Below are 16439 nucleotides of genomic sequence, written 5' to 3'. Positions count from 1 at the left end.
CCATGTCGACCACCATCAACTCCCTTGGCTGGCTGCTGGACGAGCAGCTCGGTGAGATCGAGGGCGTCCGCTTCGCCGTGCTGATGAGCAGCGACGGCCTGCTGAAGGCGCGCACCAGAACGATGAGCCAGGAGGAAGGCGAGAAGTTCGCCGCGCTGACGGCCGCCATGCGTGCCGCCGGAAAGGCGTGGGACGACTTCACCGGTGGTGGCGGGGTCCGCCAGCAGATGATCGAGTGCATCGACAACATCGGGCTGACCACGGCTGCCGGGGACAACACGATGCTGTCGGTCTGCACCACCGGTCCGCACGCGGACGTGGGTCTGATCAGCCGCGAGATGGCGCAGCTCGCGGTGCAGGTGGGCAGGCAGCTGAGCACCGCGGAACGCGTTCCGTCGCAGACGGACGGCGGCTCCGCGGCATGAGCGGGCCGCGGCGTGACGCGGATCTGGTCAGGCCGTACGTACGCACCGGGGGACGGGTCCGTCCGCGACAGGACGTGCGCCTGGAAAGCGTGGTCATCGCCGCGAACGGCCCGACGAACGCGCTCGGACCCGACGCGCGGGGATTAATGGGTCTGTTCGCCGGCGGTCACGGCGGTCTCGCCGTCGCGGACATCGCCGCGGCCCTGCAGATGCCCCCGTCCACGGTACGGATCCTCGTCTCCACCCTGATGGACAGCGGCCATCTGACCAGTCCGGTCGCGGCTGTCCGCGACCGACCCGAATCCGACCTCCTGCGAAGGGTGCGCGATGGCCTCCGAGACCTGGTCTGAACAGACGACCGTCACCTTTGTACCGGCCGCGGTGACCGAGTCCGCGAAGATCGTGGTCGCCGGGGGCTTCGGCGTGGGCAAGACGACCTTCATCGGCAGCGTGTCCGAGGTGACGCCGCTCCGTATGGAGGAGCCCATCACCGTCGACAGCGCGGATGTGGACGACCTGAGCGGCACGCCCGCGAAGACCACGACGACCGTGGGCATGGACTTCGGCCGCATCCATCTGGCCGACGGCCGCCTGGTGCTCTATCTGTTCGGGCTGCCGGGGCAGGAGCGTTTCCAGCTGCTCTGGGAGGACCTGGCCGAGGGGGCACTCGGGTGCCTGGTGCTGGCCGACACCCGCGACCTCGACGCCTGTCACGGCGCGCTGGGCCTGCTGGAGGCACAGGGCATCCCGTATGCCGTCGCGATCAACACCTTCCCCGGCGCCCCCGGCTACGACCTGGGCGAACTCCGCCAGGCCCTCGCCCTGGACGCCGCCACGCCGCTCATCACCTGCGACGCCCGCGACCGCACCTCCTCGCTCCACGCTCTCGTCGCCCTGATGGACCACCTCGTGGAACACCGACCAGCCGCACCCCTGGAGCCCCTGGAGCCCCTGCGATGAACCCCATCAGCACCGAGCCACTGACCGGGCCGGCCCGGTATCCCCTGTACGGGCCCGATTTCGCCGCCGACCCGCACGCCGCGTACGAGCAGATGCGGCGCACCTTCGGCGCGTTCGCGCCCGTCGAACTGGCCCCCGGTATCCCCGCCACCCTGGTGATCGGCTACTTCCAGGCGCGCAGCATCCTCAACGATCCGCTGCGCTTCCCCGCCGATCCCCGGGTGTGGGAGCAGCAGGTGCCGGCGTCGTGTCCGGTGCGGCCGATGATGGAGTGGCGGCCCAACGCCCTGCGCAGCGGCGGCACCGAGCACTCCCGTTACCGCTCGGCCAACACCGCGAGCATCGACGCGATCGACCAGCACGAGCTGCGTACCCTGGTGGAGAAGGTCGCCGCCGACGCCGTGACCGGCTTCGGCTCCACCGGCCGCGCGGACCTCGCCGCTCAGTACGCCTTCCCGATCGCCTTCCGGGTGCTGAGCTCGATGCTGGGGTGCCCCGACGAGATCGGCGCCCGGATCGCCGACGGCATGTCGCGCATCTTCGAGACCACCGACGCCGTCCGGGGCAACGAGATCCTCGGCACGGCGGTGGCCGACCTGGTGAGCCTGCGCAGGCACCATCCGGCGGACGATGTGACGTCCCGGCTGATAGGCCACCCGGCGGGGCTGAGCGATGAGGAGATGGGGCACCAGATCGTCACGCTGTACGGCGCCGGCATCGAACCGCTGACCAACCTCATCGTCAACACCTGGTGGAGGATCCTCACCGACGAGGAGTTCTCCGCCACGCTGCACTCCGCCGAGTCCACGATCCGCGACGCCCTGGACACCGTCCTGTACACGGACCCGCCGATGGCGAACTACTGCATCAGCTATCCGCGTTACGACGCGGACGTGGACGGCACCCTGCTGCCGGCGCACCAGCCGGTCGTCATCTCGATGGCCGCCTGCAACAACGACCCGGCGCTCACCGCGGGACTCCCGCCGGAGGCCTTCGTCGGCAACCGCGCCCATCTGTCCTGGAGTACCGGACCGCATACCTGTCCGGCCCGCTCCCACGCCTATCTCATCGCCGAGACCGCCATCACCTATCTCGCGGACGCCTTCCCGGAGATGGACCTGGCGGTCCCCGCCGACGAGGTGCGCTGGCGGCCCGGTCCTTTCCACCGTGCCCTGGAATCCCTCCCCGTCGTCTTCCCCGCCACTCGCTGAGGAGCACCATGACCGAACAGCCGATACTCGTTCTGGACCCCTCCGCGGCGGACCATCACGCCGAACACAAGGCCCTTCGCTCCCGCGGGCCGGCCACCCGTGTCGACATTCTCGGCGTCACCGCGTGGTCCGTGACCGACCCGGTCCTGCTCAAGGAACTCCTGACGGACTCCCGGGTCTCCAAGGACGCGCGCGCTCACTGGCCGGGCTTCGCCGACGCCGTGACGACCTGGCCCCTGGCCCTGTGGATCGCGGTCAACAACATGTTCACCGCGTACGGCGGTGACCACCGGCGGCTCAGGCGCATGGTCGCGCCCGCGTTCAGCGCACGCCGGGTGCAGACCATGGAATCCACCATCGAGGCGATCGTCACGTCCCTCCTGGACACCATCGGGTCCCGGCCGGCCGGGGAGGTCGTCGACCTCCGCGAGGAGCTCGCCTATCCACTGCCGATCGCGGTGATCGGGCGGCTCATGGGCGTCCCCGACGACCATCGCCAGGGCTTCCGAAGCGTGGTCGACGGAGTCTTCTCCACCGCGCTCGCCGCCGACGAGGCCGCGGCGAACACGGCCGCCCTGTACAAACTGCTCGACGAGCTGATCTCCGCCAAGCGCGCCGCGCCGGGCGACGACATGACCTCGCTCCTCATCGCCGCCCGGGACACCGAGGGCGACGGCGGCGCGATGACCGACGACGAACTGCGCGACACGCTGCTGCTGATGATCAGCGCCGGGTACGAGACGACGGTCAACGGGATCGACCACGGCATCACGGCCCTGCTCACCAACCCCGAGCAGCTCGCCCACGTCCGCGCCGGCCGCGCCAACTGGAGCGATGTCGTCGAGGAGACCCTGCGCTTCGAGCCCGCCGTCAAGCATCTCCCGCTGCGCTGCGCGCTGGAGGACCTGCCCCTGCCCGACGGACAGACGATCCGGGCCGGCGAGGCGATCCTCGTCTCCTACGCGGCGGCCAACCGGCACCCCGGCTGGCACGGGGAGTCCGCCGACCGCTTCGACCTGACCCGGCCGTCCTCGGAGCACCTCGCCTTCGGGCACGGCGTGCACTTCTGTATCGGCGCCCCGCTCGCCCGGATGGAGATCGCCGCGGCGCTGCGGCTGCTGTTCGAGCGCTTCCCCGACCTCGAACTCGCTGTGCCGACGAGCGAGTTGAAGCCGCTGCACTCTCTCATCAGCAACGGCCACCAGACCCTGCCGGTCCGGCCCGTCCCGGCCGGGGCCTGACCGGGACGCACCGGAGCGTGGCCGCGCCGGGGCTGCGGCCCCTCTGGCGGCGCGCCCCGGGCGGGAGGCCGGTTCGACGGCCGCCCGCCCGGGTGGGACGGCTTGCGGGCTACCGCTGCCGGAGCGCGGCGAGGGTGGCGTCGAGGTCGGCGGCGCGAGGGCGGTTGTGCGGCAGCCTGGCGAGGACGGCGGCCATGCCGCAGGTGTTGGTGAGCGCGGAGAAGACGAGGCCGCCGCCGATCGCGGCGGAGAGCCCGCGGGCACCTCGGTAGCGGGTGCCGACGGCGAGACCCAGGACCACGAGGGAGCCGGCGGCGAGGCGGACCTGGCGTTCCATGCCCCAGACCCGGGAGGCGCCCTCGGGCCGGTCGAGGGCGTGGCCCTGTTCCGCCCACGCGGTGGTGCCGCCGGTGAGGGTGGCCGCCGCGACACCGGCTGCGGCCAGTTCGGCGCGGGCGGTGGCGGAGCGGTTGCCGGCGGCGCAGACGATCAGCAGGTCGCCGCGGGCCGCGGCCGCCCTCAGCGCCGGAAGCGCCGCGCGTATCCGGTCCAGGGGGACGTTGTGAGCGCCGGGAACGTGGCCGGAGGCGTATTCGCCGGGGGTGCGGACGTCGATGACGGCGTAGTGGCCGAGCCGGGCCGCCGCCTGCGCGGGGAGTACGGCGGCGGGGCCGGGCGCGGAGACGGGGGCGGGTGTGGGGGTGGTCATGTGCGGTGTTCCGTTTCTGTGCGGGCCGGGGCCGGGGGTCCCGAACACGATAGGATACCCCTAGGGGTATTCATGGTGCGTACGGAGGAGGAAGCGTGGAGCTGGACATGGCGGCCGCCGAGCTGAAGTCGGTGCTCAACCGGCTGAAGCGGGCCCAGGGCCAGATCGCCGGGATCGTCAAGATGATCGAGGACGGCCGGGACTGCGAGGACGTGATCACGCAGCTGGCCGCGGTCTCCCGTGCCCTCGACCGGGCCGGGTTCGCGATCATCGCGACGGGCCTGCAGCAGTGCATGGCCGACGGCGGCCAGGCGGCCGGTGACCGGGACCAGATGCGTGCCCGGCTGGAGAAGCTGTTCCTCTCGCTGGCCTGACGGTGGCGCTCAAGCCGCCGGACCGCTCCCGGCTGCGGCGGTGACGGTCAGACCGGCGCTCCGGGCGGCGTCGAAACCGTCGTCGACGGCGACCACGTCACGGCCTTCGGCGTCGAGCAGGGACGCGGCTGTAGCGGCGCGCATCCCGCCCGCGCAGTGCACCCACACCACTCCGGCCGGAACCTCGGCGGCGCGCTCGCGCAGTTCGTGCAAGGGGATGTGCACCGATCCGCGCACGTACTCGCCGGCGCGTTCGGAGTCGCGGCGTACGTCCAGCACCACGACGTCATCGCCGCGCCCGAGCGCCTGCTCCAGGGCGGCGAAGTCCGCGCGCGGGAAGGAGCGCAGCTCCTGTCCCGGCCGCAGCCAGGAGGACGGCTCACCGGTGGCGGCGGCAGCGGGCCGCTCGATGCCGACCCGCACCAGCTCCCGCTGGGCGCCGGCGAGCTGTTCGGCGGAGGCGGCCAGGAGGGTGACGGGTTTGCCCCAGGGGATCAGCCAGGCCAGATAGGTGGCGAGGCTGCCCGCGGCCTCGAAGTTGAACGTCCCGGCGACATGGCCCCGCGAGAACGCGGTACGGCTGCGCAGGTCGACCACCCATTCCCCGGCGGCCAGGCGCTGGGCGATCTCCTCGGCGTCGGCGGTCCGGGGCGGGGTCAGATCCGCCGGCGCGGGGCCGTTCGCGTTGATCGGGCCCATGTGCGCGTAGTAGGCGGGCACGTCCTCAAGACCGGCGAGTGTCTGCGCCACGAAGGTGTCGACGTCCAGGGTGAGCGCGTCGTTACCGGCCCGCTCCTTGCCGATGGTGGTGGCATCGCCGCCGGCCCGGGAGGCGGAGCAGAAGCTTCCGAAGCCATGGGTGGGCAGCACCCGGACTTCGTCGTGGAGCTCTCCTGCCAGCCGGTGGACGGAGGCGTACTGGGAGCGGGCCAGCTCCTCGGTCAGCCGGGGCTCGACCAGGTCGGGACGGCCCACCGCGCCGATCAGCAGCGAGCCGCCGGTGAACGCGGCCACCTCCCGCCCGTCCTCGACCAGCACGTACGCGGTGTGGTGCGGGGTGTGTCCGGGGGTGGCCAGCGCCCGCAGGCTCAGCCCGGTGTCGACGCTGACGCTGTCGCCGTCCTCGACCGGGACCCGGTCGAAGGAGACCCGGGCCGACGCGGGCACCAGATACCGCGCACCGGTCAGCCGGGCCAGTTCCAGTCCACCGGTGACGTAGTCGTTGTGTATGTGCGTCTCCACCACGTACCCGATCCGCACCCCTCTCCCGGCGGCCGCCGCCAGGACTCGCTCCACGTCGCGCGGCGGGTCGACGACCACCGCCGTCGACGCCCCGCCCGCGAGATAGCTGCGGTTGCCCAGGCCTTCGGTCTCCAGGGTGTCCACGAAGAACACGGCCGTCTCCCTCCATAGCGATTTACCCCGGGGGGTATCTTCGTCCACTGTAACAGTGATACCCCCCGGGGTATTTCCCAAGGCCTGGAAGTGGGCCGCTGGACCCGCTCGGGCCGCCCCGCTCAGAGCATGATGAGCAGACGCGTCTTCGGTTTGAGTTTCCTGTTCACCGAACGGCTCTGCACATACACCTCCAGCGCGGGATTGTTTCCCGCCTTCACCGAGACCGTCCCCTGGATTCCCGTACCGAAAAGGAGATTGCGCGCGGCATCGCCCGTATAGGCGCGATCGGTGTCCTTCTCGACGACGATTACCTCCTTGTTGGGCTGCACCTGGGCGCGGGCGCCCAATTGGTAATAGCAAGAGCCGCGTTCGTACGTCACACCCGGATGCGAATCGACGAAGGGCCGGATCTCGATCTCCTTGTCGACCTTCAGGAGGCGGTACTTGTCGGCCGGTATCGGGTCGAGATTCGCGCGCACCTCGTCAACCGATATGCCCTGGCCGACAGCGAACAGGTTCTTTGTGCCGCGCACACCCTGCTCGCGGCCGCGCAGGAAGCTCGTGGCGGCGGCACGCACGGTGCCGATCGCCTCCTCGACGCCCTCCTGCGAATCCGCGTCCCAGATGGCGATGTTCCCGGCCGGGAAGCCGTAGTTCTGGGCGGTGCGCTTGGCCAGCGAGTTCGGCACGAGGATCGCGGACGTCCAGTGGCCGGGGAGGCCGCCCATCTTCGCCGCGATCCGGTCGAGCCAGGGGCCGAGGACGGTCATGTCGCCGTCGTGCCGCCGGTCGCCGCCGGAGGCGTTCTCCTCGCCGTCCGTCACCACGATCTGCAGGAAGCTGTGCTCGCCGTATTCCTCCCAGATGTGACCCAGATCGTCCAGGGACTTCAACGAAGCCTCGATGAGGGCCGTCGCACCGTTATTGACCCTGTACAGGCCCCGCATGGACGGCAGATGCTTCACGTCCATGTCCCAGACCAGGTTCTCCACCCTGTGGTCGAAGGAATAGAGACTGATCCGGGTTTCATGACCGAGGCTGTCCGACTCGGCCTTCAGACCGGCCACGAACTCGTCCACGACACGAATGAGCTGACCCTGGTGCGGACGCATGGAACCCGAACAGTCCACGACCAGCGCGACGTGATTCACCTTGTGCTGAATCCTGTTGGCGGACACGTTTCTGCTCCTTCTCCGAAGCTCCCCGAGTGATACCTGAACTCTATGGGGAGGCACTGACAACGGAGTTCGACGCGTCATCACCACGAGCCGCGCGGTGAGAGCCGGAGGCCCTCACCGGCCGCCGGCGGCTACCCGGCCGGACGGCGCCCCCATGCCGAGATCAACGACGCGCGTGTCAGCCCGAGTTCACCGGCGTCGATGGCGGCCAGGTGCGCGTCGATCTCGGCCTCGTCGGCCGGGCCGGCCGTGAGCAGTTCGCCGCGGACGTGCCGGACGGGCGGGCCTCCAGCCGGCCGCAGGCCCACCCGCCGAACGGGAAGGAGCCCGTCGCGGCGACGTCCGCCATCGCGGCCAACGCCCGTGCCCCGCCCGGTACATGGACCAGTACGAGCCGGGCGTGCACCAGATCGGACGTCCCCGGCTCCCGGGGCGGATCAGTGGCGACGTCGTGCCGGCGCACCTCGTACCCGCCGCCCGTCCTCAGACACGACGGGCAGAGAACGGGCAGATCGGCTGGACGGCTGTCCGGATGGAAGCGCTCTGCGGGCGGCTGGTTCAGCCGACCACCTACCGGCTGAGCCGGTTCGTGCCCAGGCCCGACGGCTCGTGGTGAGCCGACAGCGGCGGAGCGGGGTGAATCGCCCCGCCGCTGAAGGTTGTTGACGGGCCGGCCTGGTCGCCTCCGGCGGGATCACCGGCCCCGTGGCTCAGTCCTCTCCCTCCAGGTCGCCCTCCGCCTCCAGGAAGACCTGACGCAGGCCGGCGAGGATCTCCGGGTCGGGCTTCTCCCACATGCCGCGGGACTCGGCCTCCAGCAGGCGCTCCGCGATGCCGTGCAGGGCCCAGGGATTGGCCCGCTGGAGGAACTCGCGGTTGGCCGGGTCCAGGACGTAGGTCTCGGTGAGCTTGTCGTACATCCAGTCGGCCACCACGCCCGTCGTGGCGTCGTAGCCGAAGAGGTAGTCGACCGTGGCGGCCAGCTCGAAGGCGCCCTTGTAGCCGTGGCGGCGCATCGCCTCGATCCACTTGGGATTGACGACGCGGGCGCGGAAGACGCGTGAGGTCTCCTCGACCAGGGTGCGGGTCCGGACGGTCTCCGGCCGGGTGGAGTCCCCGATGTACGCCTCCGGGGCGGTGCCCTTGAGCGCGCGCACGGTGGCGACCATGCCGCCGTGGTACTGGAAGTAGTCGTCCGAGTCCGCGATGTCGTGCTCGCGGGTGTCGGTGTTCTTGGCCGCGACCTCGATGCGCTTGTACGCCGTCTCCATCTCCTCGCGGGCCGGGCGTCCGTCGAGTTCACGGCCGTAGGCGTAGCCGCCCCAGACCGTGTAGACCTCGGCCAGGTCGGCGTCCGTACGCCAGTCCCGGGAGTCGATGAGCTGGAGCAGGCCCGCGCCGTAGGTGCCGGGGCGGGATCCGAAGATACGGGTGGTGGCGCGGCGCTCGTCACCGTGGGCGGCCAGGTCCGCCTGGGTGTGGGCCCGTACGTAGTTCTGCTCGTCGGGCTCCTCCAGCGAGGCCGCGAGGCGGACCGCGTCGTCGAGGAGGCCGATGGTGTGCGGGAACGCGTCGCGGAAGAAGCCGCTGATGCGGAGCGTCACATCGATGCGCGGGCGCCCCAGTTCGGCGGCCGGGACGGCCTCCAGGCCGGTGACCCGCCGTGAGGCGTCGTCCCAGACCGGGCGGACACCGAGCAGGGCGAAGGCCTCCGCGACGTCGTCGCCGGCCGTACGCATCGCGCTGGTGCCCCACAGGGACAGGCCGACCGAGGTGGGCCAGTCGCCGTTGTCGGTGCGGTAGCGCTCCAGGAGAGAGTCGGCCAGCGCCTGTCCGGTCTCCCAGGCGAGGCGGGAGGGCACCGCCTTGGGGTCGACGGAGTAGAAGTTGCGTCCGGTCGGCAGGACGTTGACCAGGCCCCGGAGCGGGGAGCCGGAGGGCCCGGCGGGGACGAAGCCGCCGTTCAGCGCGTGGACGGCGTGGTCGAGTTCGTCAGTGGTGGCCGCCAGGCGCGGTACGACCTCACCGGCCGCGAAGGCCAGGATGTTGGCCACGGCCTGCGGGTGCCCGGCCGCGACCCCGGCGACGGCGTCCGGCGCCCACGCGGCGTCCTCCATCGCCTGGACCAGGGCGCGCGCCTGCTCCTCGATCTCGTCGGCGGCGGTACGGGTGGCCGCCGACTCGTCGAGGCCGAGCGCCTCGCGCAGGCCGGGCAGGGACGTGGTCCCGCCCCAGATCTGGCGGGCCCGCAGGATCGCCAGGACGAGGTTGACCCGGTCGCCGCCGGCCGGCGCGCCGCCCAGGACGTGCAGTCCGTCGCGGATCTGTGCGTCCTTGATCTCACAGAGCCAGCCGTCGAGATGCATGATGAACTCGTCGAAGCCCTCGTCCTCGGGACGGTCTTCGAGCCCCAGGTCGTGGTCGAGCTTCGCGGCCTGGATCAGGGTCCAGATCTGGGCCCTGATGGCCGGGAGCTTCGCCGGGTCCATCGCCGCGATCTGGGCGTGCTCGTCCAGGAGCTGTTCCAGCCGGGCCACGTCGCCGTAGCTCTCGGCGCGGGCCATCGGCGGCACGAGGTGGTCCACCAGCGTGGCGTGGACGCGGCGTTTGGCCTGGGTCCCCTCGCCCGGGTCGTTGACCAGGAACGGGTAGACGAGCGGGAGATCGCCCAGTGCGGCGTCGGGCCCGCACGCGGCGGACAGTCCGGCGTTCTTCCCGGGCAGCCACTCCAGGTTGCCGTGCTTGCCGAGGTGGACCATCGCGTCGGCGCCGAATCCGTTGTCGTCGGCGGAGGCGGCGATCCAGCGGTAGGCGGCCAGGTAGTGGTGCGAGGGCGGCAGATCGGGGTCGTGGTAGATCGCGATCGGGTTCTCGCCGAAGCCGCGCGGCGGCTGGATGAGGATGAGCAGATTGCCCCGGCGCAGCGCGGCGAGGACGATGTCGCCCTCGGGGTTGCGCGAGCGGTCCACGAACATCTCGCCCGGGGCCGGGCCCCAGTGCTCCTCGACGGCCTCGCGGAGTTCGGCCGGCAGTGTCGCGTACCAGCGCCGGTAGTCGGCCGCCGGGATACGGACCGGGTTGCGGGCCAACTGCTCCTCGGTGAGCCACTCCTGGTCGTGCCCGCCCGCCTCGATCAGCGCGTAGATCAGCTCGTCGCCGTCACCGGAGGCGAGGCCCGGCACCTCCTCGTCGCCGAAGTCGTACCCCTCGGCGCGGAGCCGGCGCAGCAGCGCGACGGCGCTCGCCGGGGTGTCGAGTCCGACGGCGTTGCCGATCCGGGAGTGCTTGGTCGGGTACGCGGACAGCACAAGGGCGAGGCGCTTGTCGGCGTTCGGGATGTGGCGGAGCCGCGCGTGGCGCACGGCGGTCCCGGCGACCCGGGCGGCGCGCTCGGCGTCGGCCACGTAGGCCGGCAGGCCGTCCTCGTCGATCTCCTTGAAGGAGAACGGGACGGTGATCAGGCGGCCGTCGAACTCGGGGACGGCGATCTGGCTCGCGGCGTCCAGCGGCGAGACGCCCTCGTCGTTGTCCTCCCAGTCGGACCGCGAACCGGTGAGGCAGAGCGCCTGGAGGATCGGCACGTCCAGGCCCGTGAGGGCCCCGGCGTCCCAGGACTCGTCGTCCCCGCCGGCCGACGCCTCGGCGGGCCGGGTACCGCCCGCCGCGAGCACGGTCGTCACGATCGCGTCGGCGGCCCGCAGGGCATCGATCAGCTCGGGTTCGGGCGTCCGCAGCGAGGCGACGAACAGCGGCAGCGCGCGGCCGCCCGCGTCCTCGACGGCGCCGCACAGGGCGTCGATGAACGCGGTGTTGCCGCTCATGTGGTGGGCGCGGTAGTAGAGCACCGCGATAGTGGGGCCGTCCGTCGCGCGGGGCGTGCGCTCCAACGGGCCCCAGGAGGGCGCCGGGGCGGGCGGTTCGAAGCCGTGGCCGGTGAGCAGGACGGTGTCCGACAGGAAGCGGGCGAGCTGCTCCAGGTTGCCGGGGCCGCCGTGCGCCAGGTAGGCGTGGGCCTCGGCGGCGATGCCGATCGGGACGGTGGAGGCGGCCATCAGCTGGGCGTCGGGGGCCTGTTCCCCGGTGAGAACGACGACGGGGCGCCCGGTGGCCAGGACCTGGTCGAGGCCGTCCTGCCAGGCGCGGACCCCGCCGAGGAGGCGTACGACGACCAGGTCGGTGCCGTCGAGGAGCTCGGGGAGGTCCTGGAGCGGGAGCCGGGAGGGGTTCGCGTAGCGATAGGCGACCGGGCCGTCGGAGGCGCGGGCGCTGAGCAGGTCGGTGTCTGACGTCGACAGGAGCAGGATCATGCGGCGTCTGGCCTTCCTCGGGGTATCCACGCCCCGGGCGGTGTCGGAATGGGACTCCCCTGCTCGGACGGGCCGAGTGGCTCGGGGAAGGGAGTTCCTGACTCGCCCGGCCGGTGGGGCCGGGCTCACAGTGGCGGGACCGCGCCGGAATCGCACCGGGCTTCCTCCCCTGTCGCCGTCTGTGGCGACAACGGACCGGAAGGTCCGTCGCTAGGCATAGTAAGGGGCGGTCAAGAACTGGGAGGCATACGGATCTGATGAGATGGTCGGTATGCTCGCCGCCATGCCCCCGCCAGCCACTTTGCCCGTGCCCACAGGAGCCGCGTCCGTCCGTGACCGCGGTGACGCCTGCCCCGGCACGCTGCGGCTGCACAGTGCGCACGACGGTGCGCTGGCCCGGGTCCGGATCCCCGGGGGGGTACTGAGCGCGACCCGGGCGGATGTGCTGCGGGAGTTGGCGGAGCGGCTGGGCGATGGTGAGCTGCATCTCACTTCGCGCGGCAATGTGCAGCTGCGCGGTCTGCGGCCGGAGTGCGGCGGCGAACTGGCCTCCCGCCTGGGTGAGTCGGGGCTGCTGCCCTCCGAGCGCCACGAGCGCGTCCGCAACATCGTGGCCTCCCCGCTCTCCGGGCTCGACGGCCGGGGAGAACGCGACGTCCGTCCGTGGCTGTCCGCGCTGGACGAGCTGGTGTGCGCGAGCGAGCTGACGACCGAGCTGTCGGGCCGGTTCCTGTTCGCACTCGACGACGGCCGGGGCGATGTGGACGCGCTCGGCGCCGATGTGACCCTGCTGGCACGGGCCGACGGCGACGCGGCTCTGCGGATCGGTCCGGCCGAATCAGTTCTGCGGGTATCCGGCGCGCACGCCCCCCGGGCCGCGCTCGTCGCCGCCGAGACCTTCGTGGACACCGCGCGCGGCTCGGGCGTCTGGCGCGTGACGGACCTGCGCGCGGACGGCGGGATCCTCCGGGACCAGGTGGTCCGGCGGCTGGCTCGGGCCGGGATCCCTGCCACGCGCACCGCCGGGCCGGTGCGCCCCTCGGAGTCGGCGGCTCCCGCGTTCGGTGTCGTGGACGGCCCGTACGACACGGTCGCGCTGTCCGTCGGCGTACCCCTGGGACGCCTCGGCGCGCGACAGTGGCGGGCGCTGACGGACACGTCCCGGCAGCGGGACGGTGGCGGTGGCGGCGGCGGCGAACTCAGGCTTACCCCGTGGCGCGGCGTCGTCGTGCCGGGGGTGGAGCGTGCGCGGGCCGCGGAGGCACTGGACGCCCTGGGGGCCGCCGGACTGATCACCGGCCCCCTCTCCCCCTGGACCGGGGTGGGGGCCTGCATCGGGCGTCCCGGCTGCGCCAAGTCACTCGCCGATGTGCGGGCCGGGGCGACAGCGGCCCTGGGGCCCGTGGGGGCGCTGCCGGTGTACTGGTCGGGGTGCGAGCGCCGGTGCGGTCATCCCCGGGGCGAATGGGTCGACGTGGTCGCCACTCCGGACGGCTACCGGGTCTCCCTGGTGCGCGACGGTGAACGGCACGCCCCGCTGCCCGTCGCCGACAGCCCGTCCGATCTCGCGGCCGCCGTGGAGACGGCCCGGGGCAGCCTCGGCACCTGAACCGTCCCGCCCCCGGACCCGACCGGCCTCTCCACACCCGACTTGCCGAACGTGACGTTCACCTGACTTTCCACGCCCGACTTTCCACGCCACTTCCACGCCCGACTTTCCACGCCGATGAAGAGAGCGACAGCACTGTGCACCAGTACGAGAAGGACGGACCGGCCATCTATCGGCAGTCGTTCGCCACGATCCGCGCGGAGGCCGATCTCTCGGGGCTGCCCGCCGATGTGAGCCAGGTGGCGGTCCGGATGATCCACGCCTGCGGCATGGTCGACCTCGTACGCGATCTGGCCTTCAGCCCGGACGTGGTGTCGCGGGCCCGTGCGGCGCTGCGGGCCGGCGCGCCGATCCTGTGCGACGTGGCCATGGTCGCCAGCGGTGTCACCCGCAAGCGGCTGCCCGCCGGCAACGAGGTCGTGTGCACCCTGTCCGACCCGGCGGTGCCCGGTCTCGCGGCGGAGCTCGGCACCACCCGCAGCGCGGCCGCCCTGGAGCTCTGGCGCGACCGGCTGGACGGCGCGGTCGTCGCCGTCGGCAACGCGCCCACCGCCCTGTTCCGGCTGCTCGAACTGATCGAGGAGGGCGCGCCGCGCCCCGCCGCCGTCATCGGTGTGCCCGTCGGTTTCATCGGCGCGGCCGAGTCCAAGGACGCCCTGGCCGCACACGCGTCCGGGCTCGACCACCTGATCGTGCGCGGCCGGCGGGGCGGCAGCGCCATGGCGGCCGCCGCCCTCAACGCGATCGCCAGCGAGGAAGAGTAAGCGTGAGCGAGCAGAAGAACGGCCGGCTGTACGGGGTCGGGCTCGGCCCCGGCGATCCTGCCCTGATGACCGTGCGCGCGGTCCAGGTCATCGCCCAGGCCGATGTCGTCGCCTACCACAGCGCCCGGCACGGACGGTCGATCGCCCGGTCCATCGCGGCGGAGCACCTGCGCCCCGACCACATCGAAGAGGCCCTGGTCTACCCCGTCACGACGGAGACCACGGACCATCCGGGCGGCTACCGGGGCGCGCTGGACGACTTCTACACCGAGGCCGCGGCCCGCCTCGCGGTGCACCTCGACGCGGGGCGCACGGTCGCGGTGCTCGCCGAGGGCGACCCGCTGTTCTACGGCTCGTACATGCACATGCACAAGCGGCTCGCCGACCGCTACCCCACCGAGGTGATCCCCGGCGTCACCTCGGTCAGCGCCGCGGCCGCCCGGCTCGGCACCCCGCTCGTCGAGGGCGAGGAGGTGCTGACCATCCTGCCCGGCACCCTGCCCGAGGAGGAGCTGACCGCCCGGCTGGCCGCCACGGACACCGCGGTGGTGATGAAGCTGGGCCGTACGTTCCCGGCGGTGCGCCGCGCCTTCGAGACGTCGGGGCGGCTGCCCGAGGCCCGTTACGTGGAGCGCGCCACGATGGCCGGGGAACGCACGGGCGAACTGGCCGGGATCGATCCCGGCTCCGTGCCGTACTTCGCGGTCGCCGTGCTGCCCAGCAGGATCGACGCTCCGCGGCCCGAGGCCGAAGGCACCGCGGACGGCGGCGAGGTCGCCGTGGTCGGCACCGGCCCCGCCGGACCGCTGTGGCTGACGCCCGAGACGCGCGGGGTGCTGGCCGCCGCCGACGACGTGGTCGGCTACACCACCTATCTGGAGCGGGTGCCGGTCCGGCCGGGGCAGTCCCGGCACGGCTCCGACAACAAGGTCGAGTCGGAGCGCGCCGAGTTCGCCCTGGACCTGGCGCGTCGCGGACGGCGGGTGGCCGTGGTGTCCGGCGGCGACCCCGGGGTCTTCGCCATGGCGACGGCCGTCCTCGAGGTGGCCTCCCAGGACCGGTACGCGGACGTGCCGGTCCGGGTGCTGCCGGGCGTGACCGCGGCCAACGCGGCCGCCGCCCGAGCGGGAGCGCCGCTGGGCCACGACTACGCCACGATCTCGCTCTCGGACCGGCTCAAGCCGTGGGAGGTCATCGCGGAGCGGTTGCGGGCCGCGGCCTCGGCGGACCTGGTGCTCGCGCTGTACAACCCCGGCTCACGCAGCCGGACCTGGCAGGTCGGCAAGGCGCGCGACCTGCTCCTGGAGCACCGCTCGCCGGACACCCCCGTGGTGCTCGGCCGGGACGTCGGCGGGCCGGCCGAGAGCGTACGCACGGTGCGGCTGGCCGATCTCGACCCGGCCGAGGTCGACATGCGCACGATCCTGATCGTCGGGTCCTCGCAGACGCGCTGGGTGCGGCGCGGCGACGGGGAGCAGATCGTCTGGACCCCGCGCCGCTACCCGGAGGGCTGAGCCCCGGGCCCCGTCCCGCGCAGCCAGGCGAGGGCCAGGTCCGGGGTGCCGGCCACCGCGACGCCCTCGGGAACCGGCGGGCGGCGCACGACGACGACCGGGATCCCGGCCTCGCGGGCGGCGGCGAGCTTGGGGGCGGTGGCGGCGCCGCCGCTGTCCTTGGTGACGAGGACGTCGAGGCGGTGGCGGCGGATCAGCTCGCGCTCCCCCTCGGGGGTGAAGGGGCCCCGGTCGAGCAGGACCTCCATCCGGGCGGGGTACGGGGGCTCCGGCGCGTCGACCGACCGCGCCAGGAACCACAGCTCGTCCAGCCCGGCGAAGGCGGCCAGTCCCATGCGCCCCGTGGTGAGGAAGACCCGGCGCCCGAGCGCGGGCAGTGCCCGTGCGGCCTCGTCGAGGGAGCCGACCGGGTGCCAGTCGTCGCCCCGGCCGGGCACCCAGCCGGGGCGGCGGAGTGCCAGCAGGGGAACATGGGCAGCCGAGGCGGCTGTCGCCGCGTTGAAACTGATCGTCCCGGCGAAAGGATGGGTGGCGTCGATGAGCGCGTCCACCTGGTGCGTGCGCAGCCACGCGGCAAGGCCCTCGGCGCCGCCGAAACCGCCGACGCGCACCTCGCCCGGCGGGAGCCTGGGGCTGGCCACCCGCCCCGCGAGCGAACTGGTCACCCGGGCGCCGGGCAGCTGTGCGGCCAGGAGCTCGGCGAGGCGGCGGGCCTCCGTGGTTCCGCCGAGTACGAGTACGTGCATGGG

At 72.5% G+C, this 16439-nt stretch carries 16 protein-coding genes and 1 riboswitch; of the genes, 10 read left to right on the top strand and 6 right to left on the bottom strand.

Features of this window, described 5'->3' with window-relative positions:
* The first annotated feature begins 2 nt into the window (after positions 1–2).
* Genes EDD93_RS24430 through EDD93_RS24410 form a run of 5 tightly spaced genes read left to right on the top strand, consistent with a single transcriptional unit; the run spans position 3 to position 3837 of the window.
* Positions 3–425 (top strand): roadblock/LC7 domain-containing protein, encoded by a 423-nt coding sequence (locus EDD93_RS24430; RefSeq protein ID WP_123527182.1) that lies wholly within the window; start codon positions 3–5, stop codon positions 423–425.
* A complete protein-coding gene (locus EDD93_RS24425; protein ID WP_123527181.1) occupies positions 422–775 on the top strand; it encodes a DUF742 domain-containing protein in 354 nt (117 codons plus the stop codon). The genes EDD93_RS24430 and EDD93_RS24425 overlap by 4 nt, the downstream gene beginning before the upstream one ends.
* Positions 753–1385, top strand: a complete 633-nt coding sequence (locus tag EDD93_RS24420) for an ATP/GTP-binding protein (protein WP_185092429.1) — start codon at positions 753–755, stop codon at positions 1383–1385. Before EDD93_RS24425 ends, EDD93_RS24420 begins: the two co-directional genes overlap by 23 nt.
* Positions 1382–2596, top strand: coding sequence for a cytochrome P450 (locus EDD93_RS24415; RefSeq protein WP_123527180.1), 1215 nt, complete (start codon positions 1382–1384; stop codon positions 2594–2596). Before EDD93_RS24420 ends, EDD93_RS24415 begins: the two co-directional genes overlap by 4 nt.
* 8 nt (positions 2597–2604) lie before the next feature.
* Positions 2605–3837 (top strand): cytochrome P450, encoded by a 1233-nt coding sequence (locus EDD93_RS24410; RefSeq protein WP_123527179.1) that lies wholly within the window; start codon positions 2605–2607, stop codon positions 3835–3837.
* Positions 3838–3946: 109 nt separating this feature from the next.
* Here EDD93_RS24410 and EDD93_RS24405 read toward each other — a convergent pair whose 3' ends face one another.
* Positions 3947–4546, bottom strand: coding sequence for a rhodanese-like domain-containing protein (locus tag EDD93_RS24405; protein WP_123527178.1), 600 nt, complete (start codon positions 4544–4546; stop codon positions 3947–3949).
* Positions 4547–4641: 95 nt separating this feature from the next.
* On the opposite strand from EDD93_RS24405, the gene EDD93_RS24400 reads away from it, so the two are divergent.
* Complete coding sequence (locus EDD93_RS24400) at positions 4642–4920, top strand: metal-sensitive transcriptional regulator (RefSeq protein WP_073737603.1); 279 nt, start codon at positions 4642–4644, stop codon at positions 4918–4920.
* A 9-nt stretch (positions 4921–4929) separates the two neighbouring features.
* Here the strand turns inward: EDD93_RS24400 and EDD93_RS24395 are convergent, their stop codons facing one another.
* The 3 genes from EDD93_RS24395 to EDD93_RS39935 all read right to left on the bottom strand — a co-directional run bounded on the left by EDD93_RS24395 (position 4930) and on the right by EDD93_RS39935 (position 7804).
* Positions 4930–6315 (bottom strand): rhodanese-like domain-containing protein, encoded by a 1386-nt coding sequence (locus EDD93_RS24395; RefSeq protein WP_123527177.1) that lies wholly within the window; start codon positions 6313–6315, stop codon positions 4930–4932.
* Between the two features lie 122 nt (positions 6316–6437).
* Positions 6438–7496, bottom strand: coding sequence for a vWA domain-containing protein (locus EDD93_RS24390; protein WP_123527176.1), 1059 nt, complete (start codon positions 7494–7496; stop codon positions 6438–6440).
* A gap of 131 nt (positions 7497–7627) precedes the next feature.
* Positions 7628–7804, bottom strand: coding sequence for a hypothetical protein (locus tag EDD93_RS39935; RefSeq protein ID WP_221217332.1), 177 nt, complete (start codon positions 7802–7804; stop codon positions 7628–7630).
* A 71-nt stretch (positions 7805–7875) separates the two neighbouring features.
* On the opposite strand from EDD93_RS39935, the gene EDD93_RS39685 reads away from it, so the two are divergent.
* On the top strand, positions 7876–8112 hold the full coding sequence (locus tag EDD93_RS39685; RefSeq protein ID WP_185092528.1) for a hypothetical protein: 237 nt from the start codon (positions 7876–7878) through the stop codon (positions 8110–8112).
* A gap of 94 nt (positions 8113–8206) precedes the next feature.
* Here the strand turns inward: EDD93_RS39685 and cobN are convergent, their stop codons facing one another.
* Positions 8207–11803 carry a cobaltochelatase subunit CobN gene (gene cobN / locus EDD93_RS24380; protein ID WP_123527175.1) on the bottom strand — a complete coding sequence of 1199 codons (3597 nt, stop codon included), beginning with the start codon at positions 11801–11803 and terminating at the stop codon, positions 8207–8209.
* A gap of 91 nt (positions 11804–11894) precedes the next feature.
* A riboswitch (cobalamin riboswitch) is annotated at positions 11895–11970 on the bottom strand.
* 104 nt (positions 11971–12074) lie between these two features.
* Between cobN and cobG the strand changes: the two genes are divergently transcribed.
* The 3 genes from cobG (at position 12075) to EDD93_RS24365 (ending at position 15690) form a co-directional block, all read left to right on the top strand.
* Positions 12075–13412, top strand: a complete 1338-nt coding sequence (gene cobG, locus EDD93_RS24375) for a precorrin-3B synthase (RefSeq protein ID WP_185092520.1) — start codon at positions 12075–12077, stop codon at positions 13410–13412.
* 137 nt (positions 13413–13549) lie between these two features.
* Positions 13550–14176, top strand: coding sequence for a precorrin-8X methylmutase (locus EDD93_RS24370; RefSeq protein WP_123527173.1), 627 nt, complete (start codon positions 13550–13552; stop codon positions 14174–14176).
* Between the two features lie 2 nt (positions 14177–14178).
* The gene (locus tag EDD93_RS24365; protein ID WP_123527172.1) at positions 14179–15690 is read left to right on the top strand and encodes a precorrin-2 C(20)-methyltransferase; all 1512 of its coding nucleotides are present in this window, start codon (positions 14179–14181) and stop codon (positions 15688–15690) included.
* Here the strand turns inward: EDD93_RS24365 and EDD93_RS24360 are convergent.
* On the bottom strand, positions 15675–16436 hold the full coding sequence (locus tag EDD93_RS24360) for a cobalt-precorrin-6A reductase (RefSeq protein ID WP_123527171.1): 762 nt from the start codon (positions 16434–16436) through the stop codon (positions 15675–15677). The two genes, EDD93_RS24365 and EDD93_RS24360, sit on opposite strands and share 16 nt — an antisense overlap.
* Between the last annotated feature and the right edge of the window lie 3 nt (positions 16437–16439).

Source organism: Streptomyces sp. 840.1, from assembly GCF_003751445.1.
GTDB lineage: Bacteria > Actinomycetota > Actinomycetes > Streptomycetales > Streptomycetaceae > Streptomyces.
The sequence above is the reverse complement of the archived record's forward strand: the minus strand, read 5'-3'. Positions and strand labels throughout refer to the sequence as shown.

Bases quoted from the DNA above. Each gene is read 5' to 3' on its own strand.
- EDD93_RS24430 (WP_123527182.1), top strand. From the start codon at position 3: ATGTCGACCACCATCAACTCCCTTGGCTGGCTGCTGGACGAGCAGCTC.
- EDD93_RS24425 (WP_123527181.1), top strand. From the start codon at position 422: ATGAGCGGGCCGCGGCGTGACGCGGATCTGGTCAGGCCGTACGTACGC.
- EDD93_RS24420 (WP_185092429.1), top strand. From the start codon at position 753: ATGGCCTCCGAGACCTGGTCTGAACAGACGACCGTCACCTTTGTACCG.
- EDD93_RS24415 (WP_123527180.1), top strand. From the start codon at position 1,382: ATGAACCCCATCAGCACCGAGCCACTGACCGGGCCGGCCCGGTATCCC.
- EDD93_RS24410 (WP_123527179.1), top strand. From the start codon at position 2,605: ATGACCGAACAGCCGATACTCGTTCTGGACCCCTCCGCGGCGGACCAT.
- EDD93_RS24405 (WP_123527178.1), bottom strand. From the start codon at position 4,546: ATGACCACCCCCACACCCGCCCCCGTCTCCGCGCCCGGCCCCGCCGCC.
- EDD93_RS39685 (WP_185092528.1), top strand. From the start codon at position 7,876: ATGGACCAGTACGAGCCGGGCGTGCACCAGATCGGACGTCCCCGGCTC.
- cobN (WP_123527175.1), bottom strand. From the start codon at position 11,803: ATGATCCTGCTCCTGTCGACGTCAGACACCGACCTGCTCAGCGCCCGC.
- cobG (WP_185092520.1), top strand. From the start codon at position 12,075: ATGCTCGCCGCCATGCCCCCGCCAGCCACTTTGCCCGTGCCCACAGGA.
- EDD93_RS24360 (WP_123527171.1), bottom strand. From the start codon at position 16,436: ATGCACGTACTCGTACTCGGCGGAACCACGGAGGCCCGCCGCCTCGCC.